The organism is Paraburkholderia sp. GAS448 (assembly GCF_050435685.1).
GTDB lineage: Bacteria > Pseudomonadota > Gammaproteobacteria > Burkholderiales > Burkholderiaceae > Paraburkholderia.
The window spans coordinates 217871-239396 of the sequence record NZ_JBNDKT010000004.1 but is presented as its reverse complement, the minus strand read 5'-3'; the positions used below and the strand labels follow the sequence as shown (position 1 = coordinate 239396).

Genomic DNA, 21526 nt, shown 5'->3' with positions numbered 1-21526 from the left:
TATCGCAACAGAGCGCAAACACCAGTACGCAAACAAAAAAGGAAAGGACAAACCGGATGTTGACCCGAACCTTAACGGCGCTGACAGCTTTGTCTCTGGCAGGATGCGCAGCCATGACAGCATCACAGCCGGGCGCCCAGAGCACCAACGCCTTCGCCCAAAACAGTGAAAGCGCGCCACACGCGCGTCACGTCAAGGTGATGATCATCTCGATGTTCGCACCCGAGGGCCAGGTGTGGCTCGACCACCTCGGCCCATGGCAGGACATCCCGGTCGCGGGTCTCTCACCCGATTACCCGGCAGTCCACTGCAACAACCAGGACATCTGCGTTGTCACAACCGGCATGGGCCATACGAACGCGGCCGCGTCGATCATGGCGCTGGCATTCTCGCCGCGCTTCGACTTGCACGACACGTACTTTATGATCGCAGGCATCGCCGGCATCGACCCGCTACGCGGCACGATCGGTTCGGCAGCGTGGGCAAAATATCTTGTGGACTTCGGTATCCAGTGGGAAATCGACGCGCGGGAAAAGCCTTCGAAATGGCACTCGGGCTACCTTGGCATCAATACAAAAAGCCCGGCCGACAAGCCGCCGCTCGACTATCGCACCGAGGTCTTCCAGCTCAACCCGCAACTTGCCGATGCGGCCTACGCGCTGTCGCGCAACGTGACGCTCTCCGACAATCCGCAGGCGCAGGCCGCCCGCGCAAAATACCACTACGCGCCAGCGAACCAGCCGCCCACCGTCGTCCAGTGCGACACGCTGGCAGGCGACACATGGTGGTCCGGTAAAGCGCTCGGCGACCGGGCGCGCGAATGGACGAAAATCCTGACCGACGGCAAAGGTGTCTACTGCACGACGCAGCAGGAAGACAACGCGACCTACGAGGCGTTAAAGCGCGCGGCAGCCGCGCATCGCGTCGACCTGAACCGCATCGCCGTATTGCGCGCAGGCTCGGATTTCGACCGTCCGTATAACGGGCAGTCCAGTGTTGATAACCTGCTCAACTACCAGGCACAGGGCGGCTTCGTGCCGGCCATCGACAACCTGTATCGTGCCGGCAATCCACTCGTGCAGGACATCGTCACGCACTGGAACGAATGGCGCGGCGGTGTGCCGCGCCGTTGAATCGTCAAGTCAGCTTAGTGCTGCGCCGGGCGAAACGGCACCCATACGGGTGTGTCGGAATTCCAGTGATCGAGTTCGGAGGGGGTGGCATTGCTCATGATCTACTCCACGAAAGTCATCGCCTGAACGGCATTGCATCGAGCCGCAGACGAAGTGCAGTTTCAGAGGGCGCCGCCTGACCCTGCAACGGGGTCGCGCGGCGTCGTCGTTACTGCGCTGCCTGTTGTGCCGAGCCGGCTACGCGCGTCGTGTTGTCGCCAGCCTGGACAGCCAGGCGTTCGGCCTGCGTGCGGCCGGTCAGGCCTTGCTCGGGATAGCTGGTCTTGTTCAGCGAAGGCAGCGTGCCTTGACGGTACGAATCAGCAACTTCAGCGCGAACTTCTGCACGGGTTTTCGTGCTCGAACCTGCCCACCACTGATCGTTGTACGTGCCGGCATGACCGATGCCACCACCGCCGCCGGCAAAGGCCGGAGCGCTTGCGAGCAGCGACAGAACAAGACCTGCAACGAGATTGCGCTTCATGATTCACTCCTGTCGATTCGATTGCCGCGCTGTCATCAGCGCTGCGACAGGGGGAAATGTAGGCCTCGGAGGCGTTGGGATAAACCCGGGTTTCGCGAAATGAATTGTCGTGATTTCAGAACAATCGCGGCACGAGGCCGCGATTGCCACACACCATGCGGATCAGGCGACCCACTCGGAATCGACCGGCGTATCGTGCGCAGGCGCGGATTCGCGCTCTTCGAGTGTGCGCATGGTGCAGGTCTTGTCGAGGCTGCCCCGGCCGCTCAGAAGCGGGCAGCGATCGAATACTTCCGCGATCCAGTCGACAAACGCCCGCACCTTCGACGACAGATGCCGGCTATGCGGATAGACCACCGAAATGGGCATCGGCAGCGGCCTCAGGTCGGGCAACACTTCAACCAGCTGGCCCGAGTGAAGATGCGGCAGCGCCATGAAAACCGGCGGCTGGATCAAGCCGAAACCCTCGACGCCGCACGTTACGTAGGCATCCGCATCGTTCACCGAGACGAGGCCCTTCATCTTCACCTCGATTTCCTTGTCGTCGACCTTGAACACCCAGTCGAGGACACGGCCGGTACGGCTCGAGAAATAATTCACGGCCCGGTGATTCTCGAGGTCTTCGATCGTCTTCGGGGTGCCGTGTCGCTTCAGATACTCCGGCGACGCGCACGACACGGCCTCGAACAATCCGATGCGTCGCGCGACCAGCGACGAATCCTGCAGCGCGCCAACCCGCACCACGCAGTCGACCCCTTCCTGCAGCAGGTCGACCGGCCGGTCAGTCAAGCCGAGTTGCAGATCGATATCCGGATAGCGCGTGTGGAATTCGCACAGGGACGGAATGACGATCAGCCGTCCGATCGAGCCGGGCATGTCGATGCGCAGCTTGCCGTGCGGCTTCCGGTTGCCGAGCTGGAAGCTGGCCTCCGTTTCCTCGACATCCGCGAGGATGCGCACGCAGCGCTCGTAATACGCCGCGCCGTCGGGTGTGAGCGACAGACGCCGCGTCGTGCGGTGCATGAGCCGCACGCCGAGAAACGCTTCGAGATTCTGGATGATCGTGGTGACGGACGCCCGCGGCATGTCGAGCGTTTCCGCCGCGCGCGTGAAGCTGTTGGTATCGACAACCCGTGTGAACACCTGCATGGCCTGAAGCCGATCCATGGCAAACCTCCGGATAGGGGCTGGCGCTGCTGGACTGGAATCGCTCAGGCGAATAAGCCAATCGATTGTTCAGGGGCGCCGAATTGTGTTGCCGGATTATAGGCATTTATTTGTGAGTCTGCCGAACCCACAATTCGCACCATTCGAGTTCTACGCGCATTGCGCTGGCCCCTATGGATGCTTTCAAGCCGTCATACCCCTTCATCGCCTCCGATGGCGCGCCAGCACAGGCTGTGACGACGCTTGCCGTGTCGGATGTGGAGATCGAAGGATACGCGCAGGACATCACGCTGCGCCTCTATCGACGGCCGAATAAAACCGCACTGCCGGTACTGCTTTATTTCCACGGCGGCGGTTTCGTGCGCGGTTCGGTCGACGAAGCCGATCCGGCCGCGCGTTATTTCGCAGAACACTTACCGGCGCTCGTGGTGTCGGTGGGCTATTCGCTCGCGCCGCAGTTTCCGTTTCCGGCCGCGCCGGAAGACGCGCATCGGGCCGCGCTCTGGGTTCAGACGCGGGCGCGGGCCTTCGGTGGCAACACGAAGCGGATCGGTGTCGCCGGCCATGATGCGGGCGGCCAGCTCGCGAACTGTCTGGCGTTCATCGCCCGCGATCGCGCCGACGTGCGGATCGACGCGCAGGCGCTCTTCGGCCCGATGCTCGACCCAAGCCTGACAAGGCTCGGCGACGAGAAACGTCTTGGCTCGGACATTACTGCAAGCGAGTGCGCGGCCTGCTATCGCGCGTACCTGCCAAAGGCGTCGCAACGGATACACCCGTACGCCGCACCGCTGGAATCGGCGCGGCTCGCGGGCCTGCCGGCGACGCTCATCATCACCGCGCAAAACGATGTGCTGCACGTCGAGGCGGAGAAATATGCCAGCAGCCTGATCGATGCCGGCGTGCCGACGCAGGTCGTCCGCTATCCGAGCGTGTCGCACGCGGCGCTCGCGGGACACACGGCGGCGCTGGAGGAGGCTGTTCGGTTTTTCCAGTCCCGCTTTGCCGCACGCCCTCAACGCTAGTCGACTTCAAAAACTAACTTTAACCAACGAATCCGGGAGTCTGTCATGTCCATGTTTCCTCTTTCTCGTTCACGTCTAACTATCGCGGTGGTCACCGTCATCGTGGTTGCCGGGCTGGGTACGCTCGGCGCGATCCGGGTGGATGCACGTGCGCCGGCGCAGTCGGCGCCGACCGTCGTGCCTGAGGTCGATGTCGCGACCGTCATCGAAAAAACGATCACCGACTGGCAGACCTATTCGGGCCGGCTTGAAGCGGTGGAGAAGGTCGACATCCGTCCGCAGGTGTCAGGCACGATCGTGTCGGTCAACTTCAAGGACGGCGCGCTGGTAAAGAAGGGCGATACGCTGTTCGAGATCGACCCGCGCCCGTATGCGGCGGAAGTCGACCGCGCCGACGCGCAACTGGCGGCCGCGCAGGCGCGGATGGGCTACACGCAAAGCGACTGGGAGCGCGCGCAACGCCTGATCGGCGATAACGCCATCGCCAGGCGCGACTACGACGAGAAGCAGAACGCCGCCCGCGAAGCGAGCGCCAACCAGAAGGCCGCGCAGGCGGCGCTGGAAACCGCGAAGATCAATCTCGGCTACACGAAGATCGTGGCGCCCGTGTCGGGCCGCGTATCGCGCGCGGAATTCACGGTGGGCAACGTGGTGTCGGCGGGCGCGAGTGCGGCGCCATTGACGACCCTCGTGTCCGTGTCGCCGATCTACGCATCGTTCGATGCCGATGAACAGACGTATCTCCAGTACATCAGCCGCGCCAAGGATGGCCACAAGGTGCCGGTCGACCTCGGCCTTGCCAACGAAAGCGGCTATTCGCGCAGCGGCTGGATCGACTCGGTGGACAACCGGCTCGACACGTCGTCGGGCACGATCCGCGTGCGGGCGCGCTTCGACAACGAGGACGGCGCGCTCGTACCGGGCCTCTATGCGCGCATCAAGGTCGGCGGCAGCGGGCCGCATCCGGCGCTTCTGATCGATGACGCGGCTATCGGCACGGACCAGGACAAGAAGTTCGTGTTTGTCGTCGACAAGGACAACCATGTCGCTTATCGCGAAGTGCAGGTCGGTGGTCAACAGGGCAATCTGCGCGTCGTCGTGGACGGCCTGAAACCAGGCGATCGCATTGTCGTCAACGGTACGCAGCGTGTGCGACCCGGTGCGGAAGTCCGCGCGCACATGGTGCCGATGACCGGCGACAGCGACCCAAACGGTGCACCGCTCGCCCAGACGCAGACGCCGGCGCGCGCGAAAGCAGCGAAGAGTTCGTGAACCCCGTCATGCAGACGAAGCTCCGCGCACTTGACGTCTTCGCTCCGCGCAAGCGCTCACATCTCAAGAGCCTCCAATGAACATATCCAAGTTTTTCATCGACCGGCCCATCTTCGCGGGTGTGCTATCGGTCCTGATCCTGCTGGCGGGCGTGATCTCGCTCTTCCAGCTGCCGATCTCGGAATACCCCGAAGTCGTACCGCCATCGGTCGTCGTGCACGCGCAGTATCCGGGCGCGAATCCGAAGGTGATCGCGGAAGCGGTGGCTTCGCCGCTCGAAGAGCAGATCAACGGCGTCGAAAACATGCTGTACATGCAGTCGCAGGCCAATAGCGACGGCAATCTGACGCTGACGGTCACCTTCAAGCTCGGCACCAACCCCGACCTCGCGACGCAACTGGTGCAGAACCGCGTGAACCAGGCGCTGCCGCGCCTGCCGGAAGACGTGCAGCGCCTTGGCGTGACAACGATCAAGAGTTCGCCGACGCTGACGATGGTGGTCCACCTGATCTCGCCGAACAACCAGTACGACATGACGTACCTGCGCAACTACGCGCTCCTGAACGTGAAGGACCGTCTCGAGCGGATCCAGGGCGTGGGTCAGGTGCAGCTGTGGGGTGCGGGTGACTATGCGATGCGCGTGTGGCTCGATCCGCAAAAGGTGGCGCAGCGCAACCTGACCGCGACCGAGGTCGTCAACGCGATTCGCGAGCAGAACATCCAGGTTGCGGCCGGCCAGATCGGCGCCTCGCCTTCCGTGCCGGGTACGCCGCTGCAACTGTCGGTGAATGCGCGCGGGCGTCTCACGACGGAAAGCGAATTCGGCGACATCATCGTCAAGACCGCGCCGGATGGCGGCGTCACGTACCTGCGCGACCTTGGACGCATCGAGCTTGCCGCTTCCGAATACGGTCTGCGTTCGCTGCTCGACAACAAGCCGGCGGTCGCGCTCGCGATCAACCAGGCGCCGGGGGCGAACTCGCTCGCGATCTCGGACGAAGTCCGCAAGCAGATGAAGGAACTGCATGAGGACATGCCGGCGGGCGTCGACTACAAGATCGTCTATGACCCGACGCAGTTCGTGCGCTCGAGTATCGAGGCAGTGGTGCACACATTGCTCGAAGCGATCGCGCTCGTCGTGATCGTGGTGATCGTGTTCCTGCAGACGTGGCGTGCGTCGATCATTCCGTTGATCGCGGTGCCGGTGTCGATCGTCGGGACGTTCTCGCTGCTGCTCGCGTTCGGTTTCTCGATCAACGCGCTATCGCTGTTCGGAATGGTGCTGGCGATCGGGATCGTGGTCGACGACGCCATTGTGGTCGTCGAAAACGTCGAGCGGAACATCGAAAGCGGGCTCAGTGCGCGAGATGCGACCTACAAGGCGATGCAGGAGGTGAGCGGGCCGATCATCGCAATTGCGCTGACGCTGGTCGCCGTGTTCGTGCCGCTCGCGTTCATGAGCGGTCTCACGGGCCAGTTCTACAAACAGTTCGCGATGACCATCGCGATCTCGACGGTGATTTCGGCATTCAACTCGCTGACGCTTTCGCCTGCCCTGTCGGCGATGCTGTTGCGCGGCCATGGCGAGAAGGAAGACTGGTTGACGCGTGTGATGAATCGCGTGCTCGGCCCCTTCTTCAGGGGCTTCAACAAGGTGTTCCATCGCGGTTCTGAAGCTTATGGCCGCGGTGTGAAGGGCGTGCTGGGCCGCAAGGGCGCGATGCTCGCGGTCTATGCGGTGCTGCTCGGCGCGACGGCGTTTGTGTCGCACATCGTGCCTGGCGGCTTCGTGCCCGCGCAGGACAAGGAGTATCTGATCGCGTTTGCCCAGTTGCCGAACGGCGCGTCGCTCGATCGCACCGAAAAGGTGATTCGCGATATGAGCGACATCGCGCTGAAGCAGCCAGGTGTCGAGAGCGCGGTTGCGTTCCCGGGTCTGTCGGTGAACGGCTTCACGAACAGTTCGAGCGCGGGCATCGTGTTCGTCACGCTCAAGCCGTTCCCTGAGCGCGGCAGCAAGGCACTCTCCGCAGGCGCTATCGCGGGGGCGTTGAACCAGAAGTACGGCGCCATCAAGGACTCGTTCGTCGCCGTGTTCCCGCCGCCGCCGGTGTTGGGCCTCGGCACGCTCGGCGGGTTCAAGCTCCAGCTCGAGGACCACGGCGCGCTCGGCTACGCGGAACTGAACAAGGCAACCGAAGCGTTCATCAAACGCGCCTCGGCCGCGCCTGAACTCGGCCCGACGTTCTCGAGCTACCAGATCAACGTGCCGCAACTGAACGTCGACCTGGACCGCGTGAAGGCGAAACAGCTCGGCGTGCCAGTGACGGATGTGTTCGACACGATGCAGATCTATCTCGGCTCGCAGTACGTGAACGACTTCAACCGCTTTGGCCGCGTGTATCAGGTGCGGGTGCAGGCTGACGCGCCGTTCCGTCAACGCGCGGACGACATCATGCAACTGAAGACGCGCAATGCCGCCGGTGAAATGGTGCCGCTGTCGTCGCTCGTCACGGTCACGCCGACGTTTGGCCCGGAAATGGTGGTGCGCTACAACGGCTACACGGCGGCCGACATCAACGGCGGTCCGGCACCGGGCTACTCGTCGGGTCAGGCGCAGGCCGCGGCCGAACGTATCGCGGCGGAAACCTTGCCGCGCGGCGTCAAGTTCGAATGGACCGACCTCACGTACCAGCAGATCCTCGCGGGCAACGCCGGCATGTGGGTGTTCCCGATCAGCGTGCTGCTCGTGTTCCTCGTGCTGGCCGCGCTGTATGAAAGCCTGACGCTGCCGCTGGCGGTGATCCTGATCGTGCCGATGAGCGTGTTGTCCGCGCTGACCGGCGTGTGGCTTACGCAGGGCGACAACAACATCTTCACGCAGATCGGCCTGATGGTGCTGGTGGGGCTCGCCTCGAAGAACGCGATCCTGATCGTCGAGTTCGCCCGTGAACTGGAACACGATGGCCACACGCCCCTGTCCGCCGCGATCGAGGCAAGCCGCATGCGGCTGCGTCCGATCCTGATGACGTCGATCGCTTTCATCATGGGTGTGGTGCCGCTGGTGCTGTCGTCGGGTGCCGGTTCGGAAATGCGTCACGCCATGGGCATCGCGGTGTTCTTCGGGATGCTGGGCGTCACGCTGTTCGGCCTGATGTTGACGCCGGTCTTCTACGTCGTGCTGCGCACGCTGGCAGGCGGCACGATACATGTGGCACAAAAAGACGCGCCGCATTACACCGGCGCTGGCATGCCGGCGACGGACGCCTGAGGGAGAAAAAGAAATGAAACGGTTTGAATCCATGCGCGGGTGGGGCCGCGCGGCAGCGAGCGGGCTGTTGCTGATGTTGCTGGCGGCCTGCTCGGTCGAGCCGACCTACAAACGTCCCGATGCACCTGTACCGACGGCGTTCAAGGAAGCGCCGGTCATCGACGCGAAGGATGCCGGGACGTGGATGCCAGCGCAGCCCGCCGACGACGCGCACCGCGGCGAATGGTGGACGGTGTTCGGCGACGCGACGCTCAACGATCTGGAGAAGCAGGCTGCGGCGGCGAACCAGGACCTGAAGGCGGCAGCGGCGCGCGTGCAGCAGTCGCGCGCGTTGCAGCAGGCTGCGAGGGCGGCGTGGTTCCCGTCGCTCGATGCAGGTTTTGGGCCGACCCGGGAGGGGCTGTCGTCCGCTTCGCAGTTCCAGCCGCAGGGCAGCGGACCGGTAACGACGACGCTGTGGCGCGCCCAGGGCACGGTGTCGTACGAGGCAGATCTGTTCGGTCGCGTCAGTTCGAACGTCAATGCGGCACGTGCCGATGCGCAGCAGAGCGAGGCGCTGTTCCTCTCGGTGCAGCTTGCCTTGCAGGCGGATGTGGCGCAGAACTACTTCCAGCTGCGCGAGCTCGACACGGATCAGGATCTGTACCGTCGCACGGTGGCGTTGCGCGAGGATACGCTGAAGCTCGTCGAGCAGCGCTTCAAGGAAGGCGATATCAGCGAACTCGACGTATCGCGGTCGAAGAACGAACTGGCGAGCGCCCGTGCCGATGCAGTGGGCGTTGCGCGTCAGCGGGCGGCGTCCGAGCACAGCCTTGCGATTCTGCTCGGCAAGGCGCCGGCGGACTTCTCGTTTCCCGAAACGCCGCTGGCGCTCGTGACGGCGCGTGTGCCTGCCGGATTGCCGTCCGCGCTGCTCGAACGCCGGCCCGATATCGCGGCAGCCGAGCGGGGGATGGCGGCGGCGAATGCACGCGTCGGTCTCGCGAAGTCGGCGTTCTTCCCGCAACTCGATATCACCGGCGCGTTCGGGTTTGAGTCGGCGACGCTTGGCGACCTCTTCAAGTGGTCGAGCCGCGCGTTCCTGCTCGGCCCGTTTGCAGGCACGGCGCTGACCCTGCCGATTTTCGACGGCGGCCGTCGTCAGGCCGGGCTCGATCAGGCGCGCGCGAAGTATGACGAAGATGTCGCGCAGTATCGTCAGCAGGTGCTCGTGGCGTTCCGCGAAGTCGAGGACAATCTGGCCGACCTGCGGCTGCTCGACGACCAGATGCGTGAGCAGAACGATGCGGTGAACGCATCGGAGCGCGCGGCGCATCTGTCGCGCACGCAGTATCAGGAAGGGCAGGTGAGCTATCTCGACGTGATCGACGGCGAGCGGCAGGTGCTGCTGTCGCAACTGCAGGCGAGCCATCTTGCGGGCACGCAGGCGGTGTCGACGGTCAATCTGATTCGCGCGCTCGGCGGCGGTTGGGGCGACGTGAAGCCCGACGCGAACTCCGACGTGGCGGCAAACGGTACGCAGCAGGTCGCGAAGCAATAGGCCTGGCCTCGCGTTACGCGGTAAAGCGGCAGGCTGGACGGATCGTCCAGCCTGCCGCCGTTTCAATGCATTGAAAGGCAGCAGTCGCTTTGCCGGCCGTCGTTCGCACGGCCCGAACCCCTCTCACATATCGCGTTTGGCGATTTCCTTTCGAAAATCGCTTCGTAGACCCCGCGTTATCGCGCCTCTATCATCGCTTGCACTTCAATTGGAGAGAGGCGATGACGTGTCCGAATTTCTGATCGGGCGCAATCGGGCTTTGCCGGCGAAGCCCGCCGGGATCCCGAACCTCGCGAACGCGGAGACGGCATGAACGACCCACGTACGCCGGCAGGACTGGCGGCATCTGAACCGAATCCCGTAGAGGAGCTCGGCGGCTTGCTCGACGCCTTACAGGCGACGGCGGCACAGCGCGACCGCGAAGGCGGCCATGCCGCACGGGAAAAGCAGTGGATCGCCGATGCGGGTCTGCTCACGCTCGCCGTGCCGAAGGAATTCGGCGGTGCCGGTGCGCGCTGGGTGCAGATTTACGAAACGATCCGTGCGATTGCACGGGTCGATAGCGCGCTCGCCCATCTGCTTGGATTCCAGTGCCTTCAGGTGGTCAGCGTCAACGTGTGGGGCAACGATGCGCAGCGCGCGCAGTATCTCAAGGGCACCGTGGAGTCGAACTGGTGGTGGGGCAACGCCGTCAACCCGCTCGACACGCGTCTCGTTGCAACGGCAACCAGTGACGGCGGCTACCGGCTCGACGGCAGGAAGGGCTTCTGTTCCGGCACGCGCGGCTCGCAGATGATGACCGTGTCCGGGCACGATCCCGCTACCGGCAAACCGGTTTTCGCGGTGGTGCCGACAGCGCGTGCGGGGATCACGGTCGAGGAAGACTGGAATCCGATCGGGCAGCGCCAGACCGATAGCGGCAGCGTGTCGTTCGACAACGTCCGTGTCGAACCTGAAGAAGTGCTGCACCGTTCTGAATTTCCACCGACGCCGCACGCGACATTGCGCACGCTCGTGTCACAACTTGTACTGACGCATCTCTTCGTCGGCATCGCGGAGGGTGCGCTGGAAGAGGCGCGCCGCTATGTGACGCAGCATGTGCGCCCGTGGATCAGCTCAGGCGTCGACGCGGCCACCGATGACCCGTATCTGGTTCAGCGTTTCGGCGAAATGCGCCTGAAGACGGTCAGTGCGGAGGCGCTCGCCACGCGCGCTGCGCAGGCCCTCGACGAAGCCTGGCAAAAGGGCGCTGCGCTCAGCGCCGAAGAGCGTGCGCAGGTCGCGCTCGCGACGTCCGAGGCGAAAATCCTCGCGCACCGCGCCGCGCTCGATGTCAGCGAGAACCTGTTCGACGCCTGCGGCGCGCGGGCCACGCACGCGCCGCTTGCGCTCGACCGCTTCTGGCGCAATGCGCGCGTCCACACGCTGCACGATCCGCTCGACTACCGCGTGCGCGACGTCGGCCGGTACGCGCTCAACGGGACATTGCCAGACGTTTCTTTGTACACTTGAGGTCGCCTGCAACGCCAGCTGGCAGGCGTTCCATCCCCCTCGAGAGACGACCGGCTTGCCATTCAAACTACCCACCACCGCTACCGCGCCGTTCTGCCCGTCCGAGGTCAAGGGCTCGGTGTTCGTACCGCAAGGCGCGCCCTTCTGGAAGAAGATCCTTCAGTTCGCGGGCCCGGGCCTGCTGATTTCGATCGGCTACATGGACCCGGGCAACTGGGCGACCGACATCGAGGCCGGCTCCCGCTACGGTTACAACCTGCTGTTCGTGGTGATGCTGTCGAGCCTCGCGGCCATGGTGCTGCAGTGCCTGTGCATGCGGCTTGGCATCGTGACAGGGCAGGATCTGGCGATGCTGTCGCGCGCGCGTTATTCGCCCAACGTCGCGCGGGTGCAATGGGTTCTGGCGGAGATATCGATTGTCGCGTGCGATCTCGCTGAAGTACTGGGCGGTGCGCTGGCGTTTCACCTGCTGCTGGGTTGCTCGCTGACCACCGGCGTGATCCTGACGGCGTTCGATACGCTGATCGTGCTCGGTTTGCAGGGCAAGAATTTCCGCTCCCTCGAAGCCATCATTCTCGGCCTGATCGCCACGATCGGCCTTGGCTATATCGTCCAGCTCATTCTCGTGAAGCCGCACTGGCCGGCGGTCGCGCAGGGGCTCATACCGTCCTGGCACGCGGTCAGCGAGCGTGAACCGCTGTATCTGGCGATCGGCATTCTCGGCGCCACCGTCATGCCACACAACCTGTATCTGCATTCGTCGATTGTCCAGACGCGCGTGGTGAAGCGCGGCAAGCCGAGCATCGCGTCGGCGATCGGGCTGTCGCGGATCGATACGATCGTTTCGCTGCTGCTCGCAATGCTGATCAACGCGGCGATCCTGATTCTGGCCGCCGCGGCGTTCAATGCGACCGGCCACAATCAGGTCACCGAGATCGAGGACGCCTACAAGCTGCTCACGCCGATTCTCGGTGGTGGCCTCGCCGCGGTGCTGTTTGCCGTCACGCTGCTGGCGTCGGGGCAGAGTTCGACGTTCACCGGCACCGTGGCGGGGCAGGTCATCATGGAAGGCTTCCTGAACCTGAAGATTCCCTGCTGGCAGCGCCGCTTCATCACGCGCGCGCTGGCGCTGATTCCTGCATTGATCGGCGTGTCGATGTTGGGCAACGGTGCGGTGGGCACGCTGCTGGTGGCAAGCCAGGTGGCGCTGAGCCTGCAACTGCCGTTCGCGCTCTATCCGCTGATCCGTATGACGAACGATCGCAACCTGATGGGCGACTTCACCAACCGGCTGCCGACAAGACTGCTCGCCTGGACGCTCTTCGGCGTGATCAGCGCGGCGAACCTGTGGCTCGTGGCGCAGACGATCGGATTGTTGAGTTAATTTTGGGGAGAGGCGGACACGTCCCGTTCGGAACGTCTGGAGGGCAAGCCGGCGAGTCGCGCCGGCTCATGTGACAAACGCAGGTGACAAACTGAAGTGACTGAAGTGACTGAAGTAACAACCGCGGGTGTTGCTTCGGACGATGAAGCTCAAGCCGCTTCGGCGACCTGCAGTGCTTCCTGCTTCGCGGCGGCCGCGGCCTTCTTCGTCTTGCCAGCGCGAGACGGCGGCTGGCAGGCGCCACACACGACGTTGTGCTGCAGATCGTGCCGGTGCGCCACGAACTTGCCGCTGCAACGGCAGCAAGGCGTGAGCTGCAGGATGTCGGCGTCGAAGAAACGCACGAGGGTCCAGGCGCGCGTCAGATCCAGTACCGGGTCCGTATCGCTGTGCTGGCAATGCTCCAGATACAGGCGATAACCCTTCGTCAGCGCATCCAGATGCGAGCAGCGCGCTTCCTTCTTCAGGAACAGATAGGTGTTATAGAACAGTGAAGCGTGAATGTTCGCGAGCCAGGTCATGTACCAGTCGGCCGAGAAGGGCAGCATGCCCTTCGGCGGCGATACGCCCTTGACCTCGCGATACAGGCGGATCATGCGGTCGCGCGAAAGCGTCAGTTCACTTTCGAGCACCTGCATGCGCGCGCCGAGTTCGATCAGCGCGATGGCGCGGAATACTTCCTGGGCGTCTTCCGTCAGGCTTCGCTTGAGCATCGCTGTCACCTTTTATGCGAACTGCTCTGCGGGCTGTCCTGCGAGCAGGATAGCCGCGTGGGTCGGCGCTACTTCCGCGTGTTTCGCGGTTTGCGTCAACGCCGACAGCATCGTGTGGTCGTTGAAACGGAAGAAGCACAAAAGCTGATCGGAAGCGGCCAGCTTGACGATCTGCGCGAGCGACAGCCCGGCAAGCAGATCGGCCAGTTCCGACGACAGTCCCAACCGGAACATCCCGACTGGCTTGTCCTCGCGCAACATACGTTGCGCAAGCATGATGTAAGACAAATTAATCTCGCGGATTGAATCCAGCGTCTCGCTGCTGCGGTCCATTTTTCAGTTTTCCGAAGCCCCGATCTATCTATATGCCGGCTTTTTGCCGTTATCTTTTTTGCCCCCGCCGGACACTGAAGATCTCCGGCGTCATCGAATCTTTGATACAAGGTGTTACATCTCGTAACACCTTGGAGCGAATTGTATGAACACAGATTGCGGAAAGCAATCCCTTTCTTAAAAAAATATCTCAAAAAACCACACTCATTTTCGGTAATTTTTTCATCCGATTGAAACAGTCGAAGTTTAGGCTTTTTGTTGGTGGGAAGAATTCCGTTGGATGGTCGCAAAGCCTTACCAGGCGGAGTATTAGGGTAATCCATGGAAAGCGTGAGAGAAATTCGGGCGGGAACAGAGAAGACAGAGAACAGAATAGAACTGAAAGATAAGCTGAAGTGACTTTCGGTAAAAAATACGGGTTCTGTTGGCAGGTTCCGCTGATGTAATTTGTTACGCATGCTTTTTGTCAGATGTTACAAACCAGGGGGTGTTTGTAACGACTGGAAACTGGACGAGCGCGAGCGCTCCATGTTCAGGCCGGCGGCGGTTATCGATCGAGACGCGATATCGATAGCCGCGCACGTTACGGCAAACGCCTCGACTTCACTGCGCGTCGTGGAAAATCACCCCCAACGTGTACCGATGGCCGGAACGTAGCCGGCTCACGCCGTGACGCAGCTTGACGCGATAAGGTCCGCGCGTGCCCTGCACAGGGCGATCGTTCACTGCAAAAATAACCGCATCGCCTTTGCCCAGAGGGACGACCTCGGCGCGCGACTGCATGCGCGGACGCTGTTCGGTCAACACGAACTCGCCGCCTGTGAAATCCTCACCCGGCGCTGACAGCAGGATCGCGATCTGGAGCGGAAACACGTGCTCGCCGTAAAGATCCTGATGCAGACAGTTGTAGTCGTCCTTGCCGTACTGGAGGATCAACGGAGTCGGACGTAGCTGGCCGGCTTCGTGGCAGCGGCGCAGGAAGGCGTCGTGCGCCGCTGGATAGCGCACGTCGATGTGCATGGCCGCGTTCCAGCGGTTCGCCACCGGCGCCAGATGCGGATAGAGCGCCGTACGCAGGCCGCCGACGATATCCAGAAGCGGATACGCGTAGTACCTGTATTCGCCACGTCCGAAGCCGTGGCGCGCCATGACGACGCGGCTGCGATAGAACTCGTCGCGGGAATAGAGGGCGGTCAGCGCATCGCATTCGGCTGATGCAAGGAGGTGCGCGATGGTGGCGCAACCGTGGCCATCCAGTTCTTCCTCGACACGCACCCAGTCGATCGCATCGACACGCTGCGCAACGGATCCCGCCGTGGCGACCGGATACGTTTCGCGGGTTGCGTGGTGCGCACGCGGTGTGGCGCTTCGTGTAGCGATGGCTGCCAGCGGCTCGAGGTCGCTCGCGGGCTCAAACAGCGCCGTCTGATTCATTTTGTGCTCCAGTGAGGGTAACCGATGAGGTTCAGTCTACGGAGTCGCGGGGCGCTCGACACTCCATGTCTTGCGGTTCAATCCGGTGTGCTGCACTTCACAGATGACGCGCCATGTAGTCGGCGTCGTACAGGACGCCATCGATGCACATCGCCCCGATTTCCCGCCCATACGTGCGGAAGCCGAATGATTCGTATAGCCGCCGCGCGGCCTCGTTCGTACTCGCCACGACAAGCTGGATCTGCTGCAGGCCTTCCATCCGCTGGGCCCGCACGAACAGTTCGGCGAGCAGTGCGCGTCCGACGCCGCGTCCCGAGGCCTGCGGTGAGACGTACATGCCGCCTGGCGATGCCTTGTGGCGCTCCTTGATCCGTTGTGCGCGAAAAAGTCCGACAATGCCGACGAGCGGACCGCCTGCTCCGGCGAATGCCCCCAGCAGAAAGTCGCCTTCGTCGGTACGCGTGCCCTGCAACGTCGCGTCGTGCAGCGACGGCCCCCGTTGCAGGGCTTCGTCGTAACTCACTGCAAACGCTTCGGGATGCGCTTTCAGGCCTTGCAGACGAAGCGTGAAATACGCGTCGCGGTCGTCAGGGCCGAGTTGCCTGACGAGGATGTCGTTGCCCTGATCAGCCACCGTTGTCCCCATGCCGGTTGTTTCCCTGCATGGTAGCCGATGGTGCTGGCCTATCTTCCGCCGTCCTGTTTGAGAACCGTCGGCGCCTGAGTTTCCGCATGCGCCCGCAGTGCGGCGGCAGTCTGTGGATCGGCGGGAAAAAACGCCTCGATCGCGAGTTCGGACAACGTCACATCGACAGGCGTGCCGAACACCGTCGTCGTGCTGTAGAACGACAGTACGCCAAGCGGCGTGCGCAGCCGCAGCGGAACGGCGATCTGGCCAGCGTCGGACGTGCGGTGGTCGTCCGCGGCGAGCGCCCCTGGCGGTGACGGGTAGGCGGCCAGTTCGTCGCGCAGGGCGGCAAGCGTCTCATCGGCGCTCACATCGACCTGGCGTTGCAGGCGCGCCAGCACGTGGGTACGCCACGCATGCCAGTTGACGATCGACGATGCGAGGCCGTCAGGATGCAGGCTCAATCGCAGCGCGTTGACCGGCGCTTCGAGCAACGCGGGGCTCGCGTTGGCGACGAGCGGCGCGAGCGCGCGGTTGGTCGCGACGATCGTCCAGTGGCGGTCGATCGCGAGCGCCGGGTACGGCTCGTGCCCCTTCAGCACGAGATCGACGGCTTCGCGCGCGGCCGCCAGTTGCGGGTCGGTCAACGGCCGTTCGCGAAAGAGCGGCGCATAACCGGCGGCGACCAGCAGTGCGTTGCGCGCGCGCAGCGGCACGTCGAGGCGCTCGGCCAGGTGCATCACCATCTCGCGGCTAGGAACCGCACGGCCCGATTCGACGAAGCTCAGATGCCGCGTCGAGATGTCCGCTTCGGCCGCGAGCAGCAACTGGCTCATGCGCCGACGCTGTCGCCATTCGCGCAGCAGTTCGCCGACCGAGCGGCGGTCCGTCGTGCCACCTGACGGAAGGGACGGGGAGTGAGAGAGTGTGTTCATGTTGCCGATGATAGCCAAACGCCGCCCCGATTCCATTACCTCCGACGTAATTGAACCGCCCGGAAACCCCTGTCGTGGCGCGGGGCGTCTGGAATTCGCCTATTATTGGTCTGGAATTCTCACCCGGCGAACTTCACTTCGGTCCATTCAGCGCCGCGCATGTCACGGTACTGCGCAGTCATGCATGCGCGCTTATGTCCAGGAATTGCCTGGGCAAACTCAGGCCCTTCCTGGTCTGCATATAGGCGCGCGGCGAGGCTGCGGAGCTCGTGAAACGTTGGTGCCGTCCTGCCACTTTCCCATGTGATGTTCGATTGCCTGCGAGCGCGCATGAACTGGCGAGTCAGGGAATCCTTGTCGACCGGACTGCCGCGCTCGTGTTTCCAGGTATTTCGTGCATGATGAAGCATGGATTTCGACACAACTGAATCGCGGCAGCGCTTCACGATGTCGTCGGGGGACAGCCCAATTGCATGGAGCCGCACGTTGACAGGTATGCGCAACTTCACCTGCGTTTTCGCCTGGATCAAACATCCCGCCGCCGATGAGCCACAGAATGCGGCGTTGGAACCGGGATATGGGTAGCCTGTCGAGTCTTGCGCCGGCCCGTACTGTGCTTTGCATGTGACGTCTCCGATGTAGTTTTCAGGGCAGTTGTTGTTCGTTTAGGCCTCGGTCAAGAAGCGGGATCTTCCGTCGCGGATCTGTCGAGTACCGCTGCTTGCGCCGCCAGGATGTGGCATCGCGTAATGGCCTCGGCACAAGCGGCATTCCGTTGCTCAAGCGCACGAACGATCTCGAAATGCTGGCTTGCGCTCCGACTGCGGTCCGCGTCGCTATAGGCGTCGAATGTCCATTTGATCAAGGGCGTCTCCTTCATGGACTTTAACGACTGGTCCAGACGAGCGTTGCCGGCGGCGGCGGTAACGATCGCGTGGAATTCATCGTTGGCGGAGAACCAGCGTTCGGTTGATTCCGGCGTCGATGGCCGGTGCGTGATGTCGGCCATCTGTTGTGCGAGCACATGAAGACGTTCGACGTCCGTTACGCCAATCCTGGCCGCCGCGTTTCCGGCTAGATAGGGCTCGATCAAGAGCCGAGCCTCGAAGATTTCACGCGCGTCTTGCATGGACCACGCTTCTAGTTCCGGCTTCAAGCTCGACGTGCGGGGCGATTGGGACGTCCGAGGAAGAACGAAGCGCAGGCGCTCATGAACGACATGGCCGCGAGGAATGCGGCCACGGCGTAGCCGCTATGAAAGGTCTCATAGAGCCACAGCGAGATCAGCGGGGCGGGCTCGCCGGCTATGATCGAAGCGCCCTGATAGCCCAGCGACGCGCCGGTATACCGGATGTGCGCCGGGAAGCATTCGGCAATGTAGGCCGCCTCGCTGCCGTAGATGGCGGCGTGGATGATCATTAGCACCACCATGGCGACGACAACGACCGCGTGTGCTCGCGTATCAAGCATGGCGAAATACGGAAACGCGAACAAGGTCATGCAGACGCAGGCGGAAAAGAAGGTCCGGCGCCTGCCGATGCGGTCGGAAACATAGCCGAAGAAAGGCAGAGCGAAGCATGCCACGATCGCGGCGATGAGAACCGCGTTGAGGACGAACTCGCGCCCAAGCCCCAACTCCTGCGACCCGTACAGGACGACGAAAGTCGTGAGCATATAGAACGCCGCCTGTTCGCCAGGGCGAATGAGCGCGCAGAGCAGAATGGTGCGCCACTGGGTACGAAAGGCTTCTGCGATAGGCGTCTTCCTCCGCCCGACGCGGCTGGCAACGGCGCGATTCGCTTCGAGGAATTCGCGCGTTTCGGGCACGCCGAAACGAATCACGAGTCCGATCACGAGCAATACGCCGCTGATCCAGAACGGAATTCGCCAGCCGAAGTCGAGCAGATGGTCGCCCGTGGCGCGCGCGCAGCCGCTCCAGACGAGAACCGACACCACGAGACCGAGCGGCACGCCGATGTGGGGCAGGCTGGCCATGAAGGCGCGCCGCTCGCCGTGATGCGATTCCATGGTAAGCAGCACGGCGCCACCCCATTCGCCACCGACGCCGATCCCCTGCAGGAAGCGAAGCGCGACGAGGAGCCATGGCGCGAGCGCGCCAATCGCACCGTCGGCGGGCAGGCAGCCGACCAGGAACGTGGCGAGGCCCATCAGGAGCAGCGTGGCGATCAGCGTCGACTTGCGGCCGATGCGGTCGCCCATGTGCCCGAATAGCGCGGCGCCCAGCGGGCGCGATAAGAACCCGACGAAGATCGTCGCAAACGAAGCTAGGAGTCCTGACGATGACCCGTGCGCAAAGAACAGCTTCGGGAATACGAATGCCGCTGCGGTGCCGTAGATGAAGAAGTCGTACCACTCGATCGTGGTGCCGATCACGCCCGCAAGCGCCGCGCGCCGCTCGATACGGCGCGCGGAGGTGCGCGTCTCAGCCTCTTCGCCCGACACCGCGCCGGGGACCGCCGCCGTCATGGTGGCTCTGCCTGTCATACCTGTCTCCTTGATGTTTTTGTGAAAGGGTGAACTGCGAGGGACCTACGTCAGAAAGTGGCGTTTGCTTGCATCGAGACGCGTTCCTCGGGTAGCGCGGTCCAGAGTTCAAGGCGTTCGCCCTGGCGCACGCCGTTCAGTGTCAGGGCATTGCCGAGAATGGCGGGCTGAACGCCGCGATAATCGAACGTCGCCAGCGGCTTGCCGGCAATGCGCTGCGCAAGGCCAGCCAGCAGCGTCGCATTCAGCGGACCATGGATGACCAGGTCAGGGTAGCCTTCCACCTCTCGACAGTAATCCTGATCGTAGTGGATGCGGTGCCCGTTGAAGGTGAGCGCGGAATAGCGAAAGAGCGTCGTGGAAGTTGCGAGGAAGGTCTCGCGATGCTCGCCCGGTGCGCGCCGGACTTCCTGGCGCGCCGGGCCGCCCGGCGACACTTCCTTGTAGACGATGTCGTGCTCTTCCGAAACGGCGACTTTTCCGCCGCGTGCGATCTCGTGCTGTACCGTGACGAAGGCGAGTTCGCCCGAGCGACCCTGCTTGTGCTCGATCGCGAGGATCGTCGAGCGTTTTTCGACCGTGGCACCGAGGGGCAATGCGTCGAGAAAGCGGACGCGGCCGCCGGCCCACATCCGGTTCGGTAGCGGCACTGGGGGCAGAAAACCGCCGCGTTGCGGATGGCCGTCGCGGCCGAGGCGCTCGGGCGGCAGGCCCTCAAGAAAATAGAGCCAATGCCACAGCGGTGGCAGCGGTGCGCCTGTGACGAGGTCCTCGGCACCGCGACCGATCGTGGCGGCCATCAGGCGGGCGTGGCGGACATCGAGCACGTCTTCGTCCACGATGGTCTTGCCCACCCATTCGCCCAGTTTGGAAATGTCGGCCTGCCTCATGCGCCTGCCTCCTCGGTTTCGGCCGCGAACTCCTCGCGAATGCGCGCGGTGTGTTCGCCAAGCTTCGGCGCGGGTTTGAAGCGCTGCGCGTCCCAGGGGGCGCGCACGGGCGGTGCGACCATCTGCAACTCCACATCGTCGGCGGCCATCGGCCACGTGCGCAGCGCGGGGTGCGTGGTCATGTCGGCGACCTGACGCAACTGGCCGTAAGCGATGTTGGCGTCGCCGAGCAGCGAGAGTGCTTCATCGAGTGCCTTCGTACGGAATGCGTCGCCTATCAGCACATCCAGCGCTTCGCGGTTTTGCACACGCGCATTGTTGGTCGCGAATCGCACGTCGCTGGCAATCTCGCGATTGCCGAGGAACACCTCGCAGAAGTTGCCCCATTCACGGTCGTTCTGGATGCTGATCACGATGTCACGTCCCTCGCTCGTGCGACACGCCCCGTAGGGTGCGATCGACGGGTGCTTGAGGCCTTGCGGCGCGGGTGCGCCCTTGCCGTAGCGCTCGTGGACGTAGGGCACGGTCATCCAGTCGGCGGCACCGTCGAAGAGCGAGACCGAAACGCCCGAGCCTTGGCCTGTGTGATCGCGCAGCGTGAGCGCGGAGAGCACAGCAATCGTTGCGTTCATGCCGGCGCCGATGTCGCAGATCGAAACGCCGATACGGCCCGGCGCATCGGGCGCGCCGCTAACGCTCACGAGGCCGCTTTCGCATTGCACGAGAAAGTCGTAGGCCTTGAGCTTGCTCGTCTCGCTGCCCGTTCCGTAACCGGTGATGTCGCAGGTGATGAGCTGCGGATGCTGCTCGCGGAGGGTCGAGCTATCGAAGCCTGCTCGCGAGAGCGCGCCGGGTGCGAGGTTCTGCACGAAGATGTCGGCCTCGGCAATGAGGCGACGCAGCAGCGCGGCGTCGTCGGCCAGCTTGAAGTCGAGCACGACCGACTCCTTGCCGCGGTTGGTCCAGAGGAAATAGGAAGAGTTGCCGTTCGCGGCCGCGTCGTAGCCGCGGGCGAAATCTCCCTCGGGGCGCTCGATCTTGATGACGCGTGCGCCCATTTCGGCAAGACGGCACGTGCAAAGGGGGGCCGCGAGCGCTTGCTCGATGGCCACGACCGTGACCCCGGCAAGCGGCAGCGGGTGTTCAGTTGAAGTCTGGCGATTCATGGATCGTCTCCGCAATTTTTGGCTGGTCGCAGTGAGTATTGCGGTTCGGTCCGAATAGATACATCGAGATAATTCAAACGGAGCGTTTGTCAAAA

The 21526-nt window shown here is 63.2% G+C and carries 20 protein-coding genes; 8 read left to right on the top strand and 12 right to left on the bottom strand.

All coding sequences use genetic code 11. The features are described 5' to 3' along the window. Nucleotides 1–56 precede the first annotated feature (56 nt). The gene (locus P3T23_RS10000) at nt 57–1133 is read left to right on the top strand and encodes a purine-nucleoside phosphorylase (RefSeq protein ID WP_429315998.1); all 1077 of its coding nucleotides are present in this window, start codon (nt 57–59) and stop codon (nt 1131–1133) included. A 208-nt stretch (nt 1134–1341) separates the two neighbouring features. Here the strand turns inward: P3T23_RS10000 and P3T23_RS09995 are convergent, their stop codons facing one another. Both P3T23_RS09995 and P3T23_RS09990 read right to left on the bottom strand, forming a co-directional pair. Then, nucleotides 1342–1656 (bottom strand): DUF4148 domain-containing protein, encoded by a 315-nt coding sequence (locus tag P3T23_RS09995; RefSeq protein WP_429315997.1) that lies wholly within the window; start codon nt 1654–1656, stop codon nt 1342–1344. Between the two features lie 162 nt (nt 1657–1818). Next, complete coding sequence (locus P3T23_RS09990; RefSeq protein WP_429315996.1) at nt 1819–2823, bottom strand: LysR family transcriptional regulator; 1005 nt, start codon at nt 2821–2823, stop codon at nt 1819–1821. Between the two features lie 173 nt (nt 2824–2996). On the opposite strand from P3T23_RS09990, the gene P3T23_RS09985 reads away from it, so the two are divergent. The 6 genes from P3T23_RS09985 (at nt 2997) to P3T23_RS09960 (ending at nt 12827) form a co-directional block, all read left to right on the top strand. Further along, nucleotides 2997–3848, top strand: a complete 852-nt coding sequence (locus P3T23_RS09985; protein WP_429315995.1) for an alpha/beta hydrolase — start codon at nt 2997–2999, stop codon at nt 3846–3848. A gap of 45 nt (nt 3849–3893) precedes the next feature. Then, nucleotides 3894–5120, top strand: coding sequence for an efflux RND transporter periplasmic adaptor subunit (locus P3T23_RS09980; protein ID WP_429315994.1), 1227 nt, complete (start codon nt 3894–3896; stop codon nt 5118–5120). Between the two features lie 76 nt (nt 5121–5196). After that, the gene (locus P3T23_RS09975; RefSeq protein WP_429315993.1) at nt 5197–8391 is read left to right on the top strand and encodes an efflux RND transporter permease subunit; all 3195 of its coding nucleotides are present in this window, start codon (nt 5197–5199) and stop codon (nt 8389–8391) included. A 13-nt stretch (nt 8392–8404) separates the two neighbouring features. Further along, nucleotides 8405–9931 carry an efflux transporter outer membrane subunit gene (locus P3T23_RS09970; RefSeq protein WP_429315992.1) on the top strand — a complete coding sequence of 509 codons (1527 nt, stop codon included), beginning with the start codon at nt 8405–8407 and terminating at the stop codon, nt 9929–9931. A gap of 309 nt (nt 9932–10240) precedes the next feature. Further along, nucleotides 10241–11443 (top strand): acyl-CoA dehydrogenase family protein, encoded by a 1203-nt coding sequence (locus tag P3T23_RS09965; RefSeq protein WP_429315991.1) that lies wholly within the window; start codon nt 10241–10243, stop codon nt 11441–11443. A gap of 55 nt (nt 11444–11498) precedes the next feature. Then, nucleotides 11499–12827 carry an Nramp family divalent metal transporter gene (locus P3T23_RS09960; protein ID WP_429315990.1) on the top strand — a complete coding sequence of 443 codons (1329 nt, stop codon included), beginning with the start codon at nt 11499–11501 and terminating at the stop codon, nt 12825–12827. 149 nt (nt 12828–12976) lie between these two features. Here P3T23_RS09960 and flhC read toward each other — a convergent pair whose 3' ends face one another. The 6 genes from flhC to P3T23_RS09930 form a co-directional block, all read right to left on the bottom strand. Continuing rightward, nucleotides 12977–13540 carry a flagellar transcriptional regulator FlhC gene (flhC, locus tag P3T23_RS09955; RefSeq protein WP_429315989.1) on the bottom strand — a complete coding sequence of 188 codons (564 nt, stop codon included), beginning with the start codon at nt 13538–13540 and terminating at the stop codon, nt 12977–12979. 12 nt (nt 13541–13552) lie between these two features. Next, nucleotides 13553–13873, bottom strand: a complete 321-nt coding sequence (gene flhD, locus P3T23_RS09950; RefSeq protein ID WP_133666507.1) for a flagellar transcriptional regulator FlhD — start codon at nt 13871–13873, stop codon at nt 13553–13555. 603 nt (nt 13874–14476) lie between these two features. Then, complete coding sequence (locus tag P3T23_RS09945) at nt 14477–15307, bottom strand: 2OG-Fe(II) oxygenase (RefSeq protein ID WP_429315988.1); 831 nt, start codon at nt 15305–15307, stop codon at nt 14477–14479. Between the two features lie 97 nt (nt 15308–15404). After that, the gene (locus tag P3T23_RS09940; RefSeq protein ID WP_429315987.1) at nt 15405–15953 is read right to left on the bottom strand and encodes a GNAT family N-acetyltransferase; all 549 of its coding nucleotides are present in this window, start codon (nt 15951–15953) and stop codon (nt 15405–15407) included. A 38-nt stretch (nt 15954–15991) separates the two neighbouring features. After that, nucleotides 15992–16870 (bottom strand): helix-turn-helix domain-containing protein, encoded by an 879-nt coding sequence (locus P3T23_RS09935; protein WP_429315986.1) that lies wholly within the window; start codon nt 16868–16870, stop codon nt 15992–15994. Between the two features lie 119 nt (nt 16871–16989). Next, a complete protein-coding gene (locus P3T23_RS09930; RefSeq protein ID WP_429316228.1) occupies nt 16990–17355 on the bottom strand; it encodes a tyrosine-type recombinase/integrase in 366 nt (121 codons plus the stop codon). Between P3T23_RS09930 and P3T23_RS09925 the strand changes: the two genes are divergently transcribed. After that, a complete protein-coding gene (locus P3T23_RS09925; protein ID WP_429316248.1) occupies nt 17279–17455 on the top strand; it encodes a hypothetical protein in 177 nt (58 codons plus the stop codon). The genes P3T23_RS09930 and P3T23_RS09925 overlap by 77 nt on opposite strands. A gap of 91 nt (nt 17456–17546) precedes the next feature. Here the strand turns inward: P3T23_RS09925 and P3T23_RS09920 are convergent, their stop codons facing one another. From P3T23_RS09920 to P3T23_RS09905, 4 genes are read right to left on the bottom strand one after another with little or no spacing between them, the layout of a single operon-like run. Then, nucleotides 17547–17999: a GntR family transcriptional regulator gene (locus P3T23_RS09920; protein WP_429315985.1), complete on the bottom strand. Its 453-nt coding sequence runs from the start codon at nt 17997–17999 to the stop codon at nt 17547–17549. A gap of 23 nt (nt 18000–18022) precedes the next feature. Further along, nucleotides 18023–19375 (bottom strand): MFS transporter, encoded by a 1353-nt coding sequence (locus tag P3T23_RS09915; protein ID WP_429315984.1) that lies wholly within the window; start codon nt 19373–19375, stop codon nt 18023–18025. A 50-nt stretch (nt 19376–19425) separates the two neighbouring features. Further along, nucleotides 19426–20265 carry an FAS1-like dehydratase domain-containing protein gene (locus tag P3T23_RS09910; RefSeq protein WP_429315983.1) on the bottom strand — a complete coding sequence of 280 codons (840 nt, stop codon included), beginning with the start codon at nt 20263–20265 and terminating at the stop codon, nt 19426–19428. Beyond that, nucleotides 20262–21431: a CaiB/BaiF CoA transferase family protein gene (locus P3T23_RS09905; RefSeq protein ID WP_429315982.1), complete on the bottom strand. Its 1170-nt coding sequence runs from the start codon at nt 21429–21431 to the stop codon at nt 20262–20264. Before P3T23_RS09905 ends, P3T23_RS09910 begins: the two co-directional genes overlap by 4 nt. Nucleotides 21432–21526: the final 95 nt, after the last annotated feature.

Coding starts and splice junctions, on each gene's coding strand:
- P3T23_RS09975 (WP_429315993.1), top strand. CDS start 5,197: ATGAACATATCCAAGTTTTTCATCGACCGGCCCATCTTCGCGGGTGTG.
- P3T23_RS09915 (WP_429315984.1), bottom strand. CDS start 19,375: ATGACAGGCAGAGCCACCATGACGGCGGCGGTCCCCGGCGCGGTGTCG.
- P3T23_RS09920 (WP_429315985.1), bottom strand. CDS start 17,999: ATGCAAGACGCGCGTGAAATCTTCGAGGCTCGGCTCTTGATCGAGCCC.
- P3T23_RS09925 (WP_429316248.1), top strand. CDS start 17,279: ATGGATTTCGACACAACTGAATCGCGGCAGCGCTTCACGATGTCGTCG.
- P3T23_RS09970 (WP_429315992.1), top strand. CDS start 8,405: ATGAAACGGTTTGAATCCATGCGCGGGTGGGGCCGCGCGGCAGCGAGC.
- P3T23_RS09935 (WP_429315986.1), bottom strand. CDS start 16,870: ATGAACACACTCTCTCACTCCCCGTCCCTTCCGTCAGGTGGCACGACG.
- P3T23_RS10000 (WP_429315998.1), top strand. CDS start 57: ATGTTGACCCGAACCTTAACGGCGCTGACAGCTTTGTCTCTGGCAGGA.
- flhC (WP_429315989.1), bottom strand. CDS start 13,540: ATGCTCAAGCGAAGCCTGACGGAAGACGCCCAGGAAGTATTCCGCGCC.
- P3T23_RS09985 (WP_429315995.1), top strand. CDS start 2,997: ATGGATGCTTTCAAGCCGTCATACCCCTTCATCGCCTCCGATGGCGCG.
- flhD (WP_133666507.1), bottom strand. CDS start 13,873: ATGGACCGCAGCAGCGAGACGCTGGATTCAATCCGCGAGATTAATTTG.
- P3T23_RS09995 (WP_429315997.1), bottom strand. CDS start 1,656: ATGAAGCGCAATCTCGTTGCAGGTCTTGTTCTGTCGCTGCTCGCAAGC.
- P3T23_RS09905 (WP_429315982.1), bottom strand. CDS start 21,431: ATGAATCGCCAGACTTCAACTGAACACCCGCTGCCGCTTGCCGGGGTC.
- P3T23_RS09910 (WP_429315983.1), bottom strand. CDS start 20,265: ATGAGGCAGGCCGACATTTCCAAACTGGGCGAATGGGTGGGCAAGACC.
- P3T23_RS09940 (WP_429315987.1), bottom strand. CDS start 15,953: ATGGGGACAACGGTGGCTGATCAGGGCAACGACATCCTCGTCAGGCAA.
- P3T23_RS09965 (WP_429315991.1), top strand. CDS start 10,241: ATGAACGACCCACGTACGCCGGCAGGACTGGCGGCATCTGAACCGAAT.
- P3T23_RS09980 (WP_429315994.1), top strand. CDS start 3,894: ATGTCCATGTTTCCTCTTTCTCGTTCACGTCTAACTATCGCGGTGGTC.
- P3T23_RS09945 (WP_429315988.1), bottom strand. CDS start 15,307: ATGAATCAGACGGCGCTGTTTGAGCCCGCGAGCGACCTCGAGCCGCTG.
- P3T23_RS09990 (WP_429315996.1), bottom strand. CDS start 2,823: ATGGATCGGCTTCAGGCCATGCAGGTGTTCACACGGGTTGTCGATACC.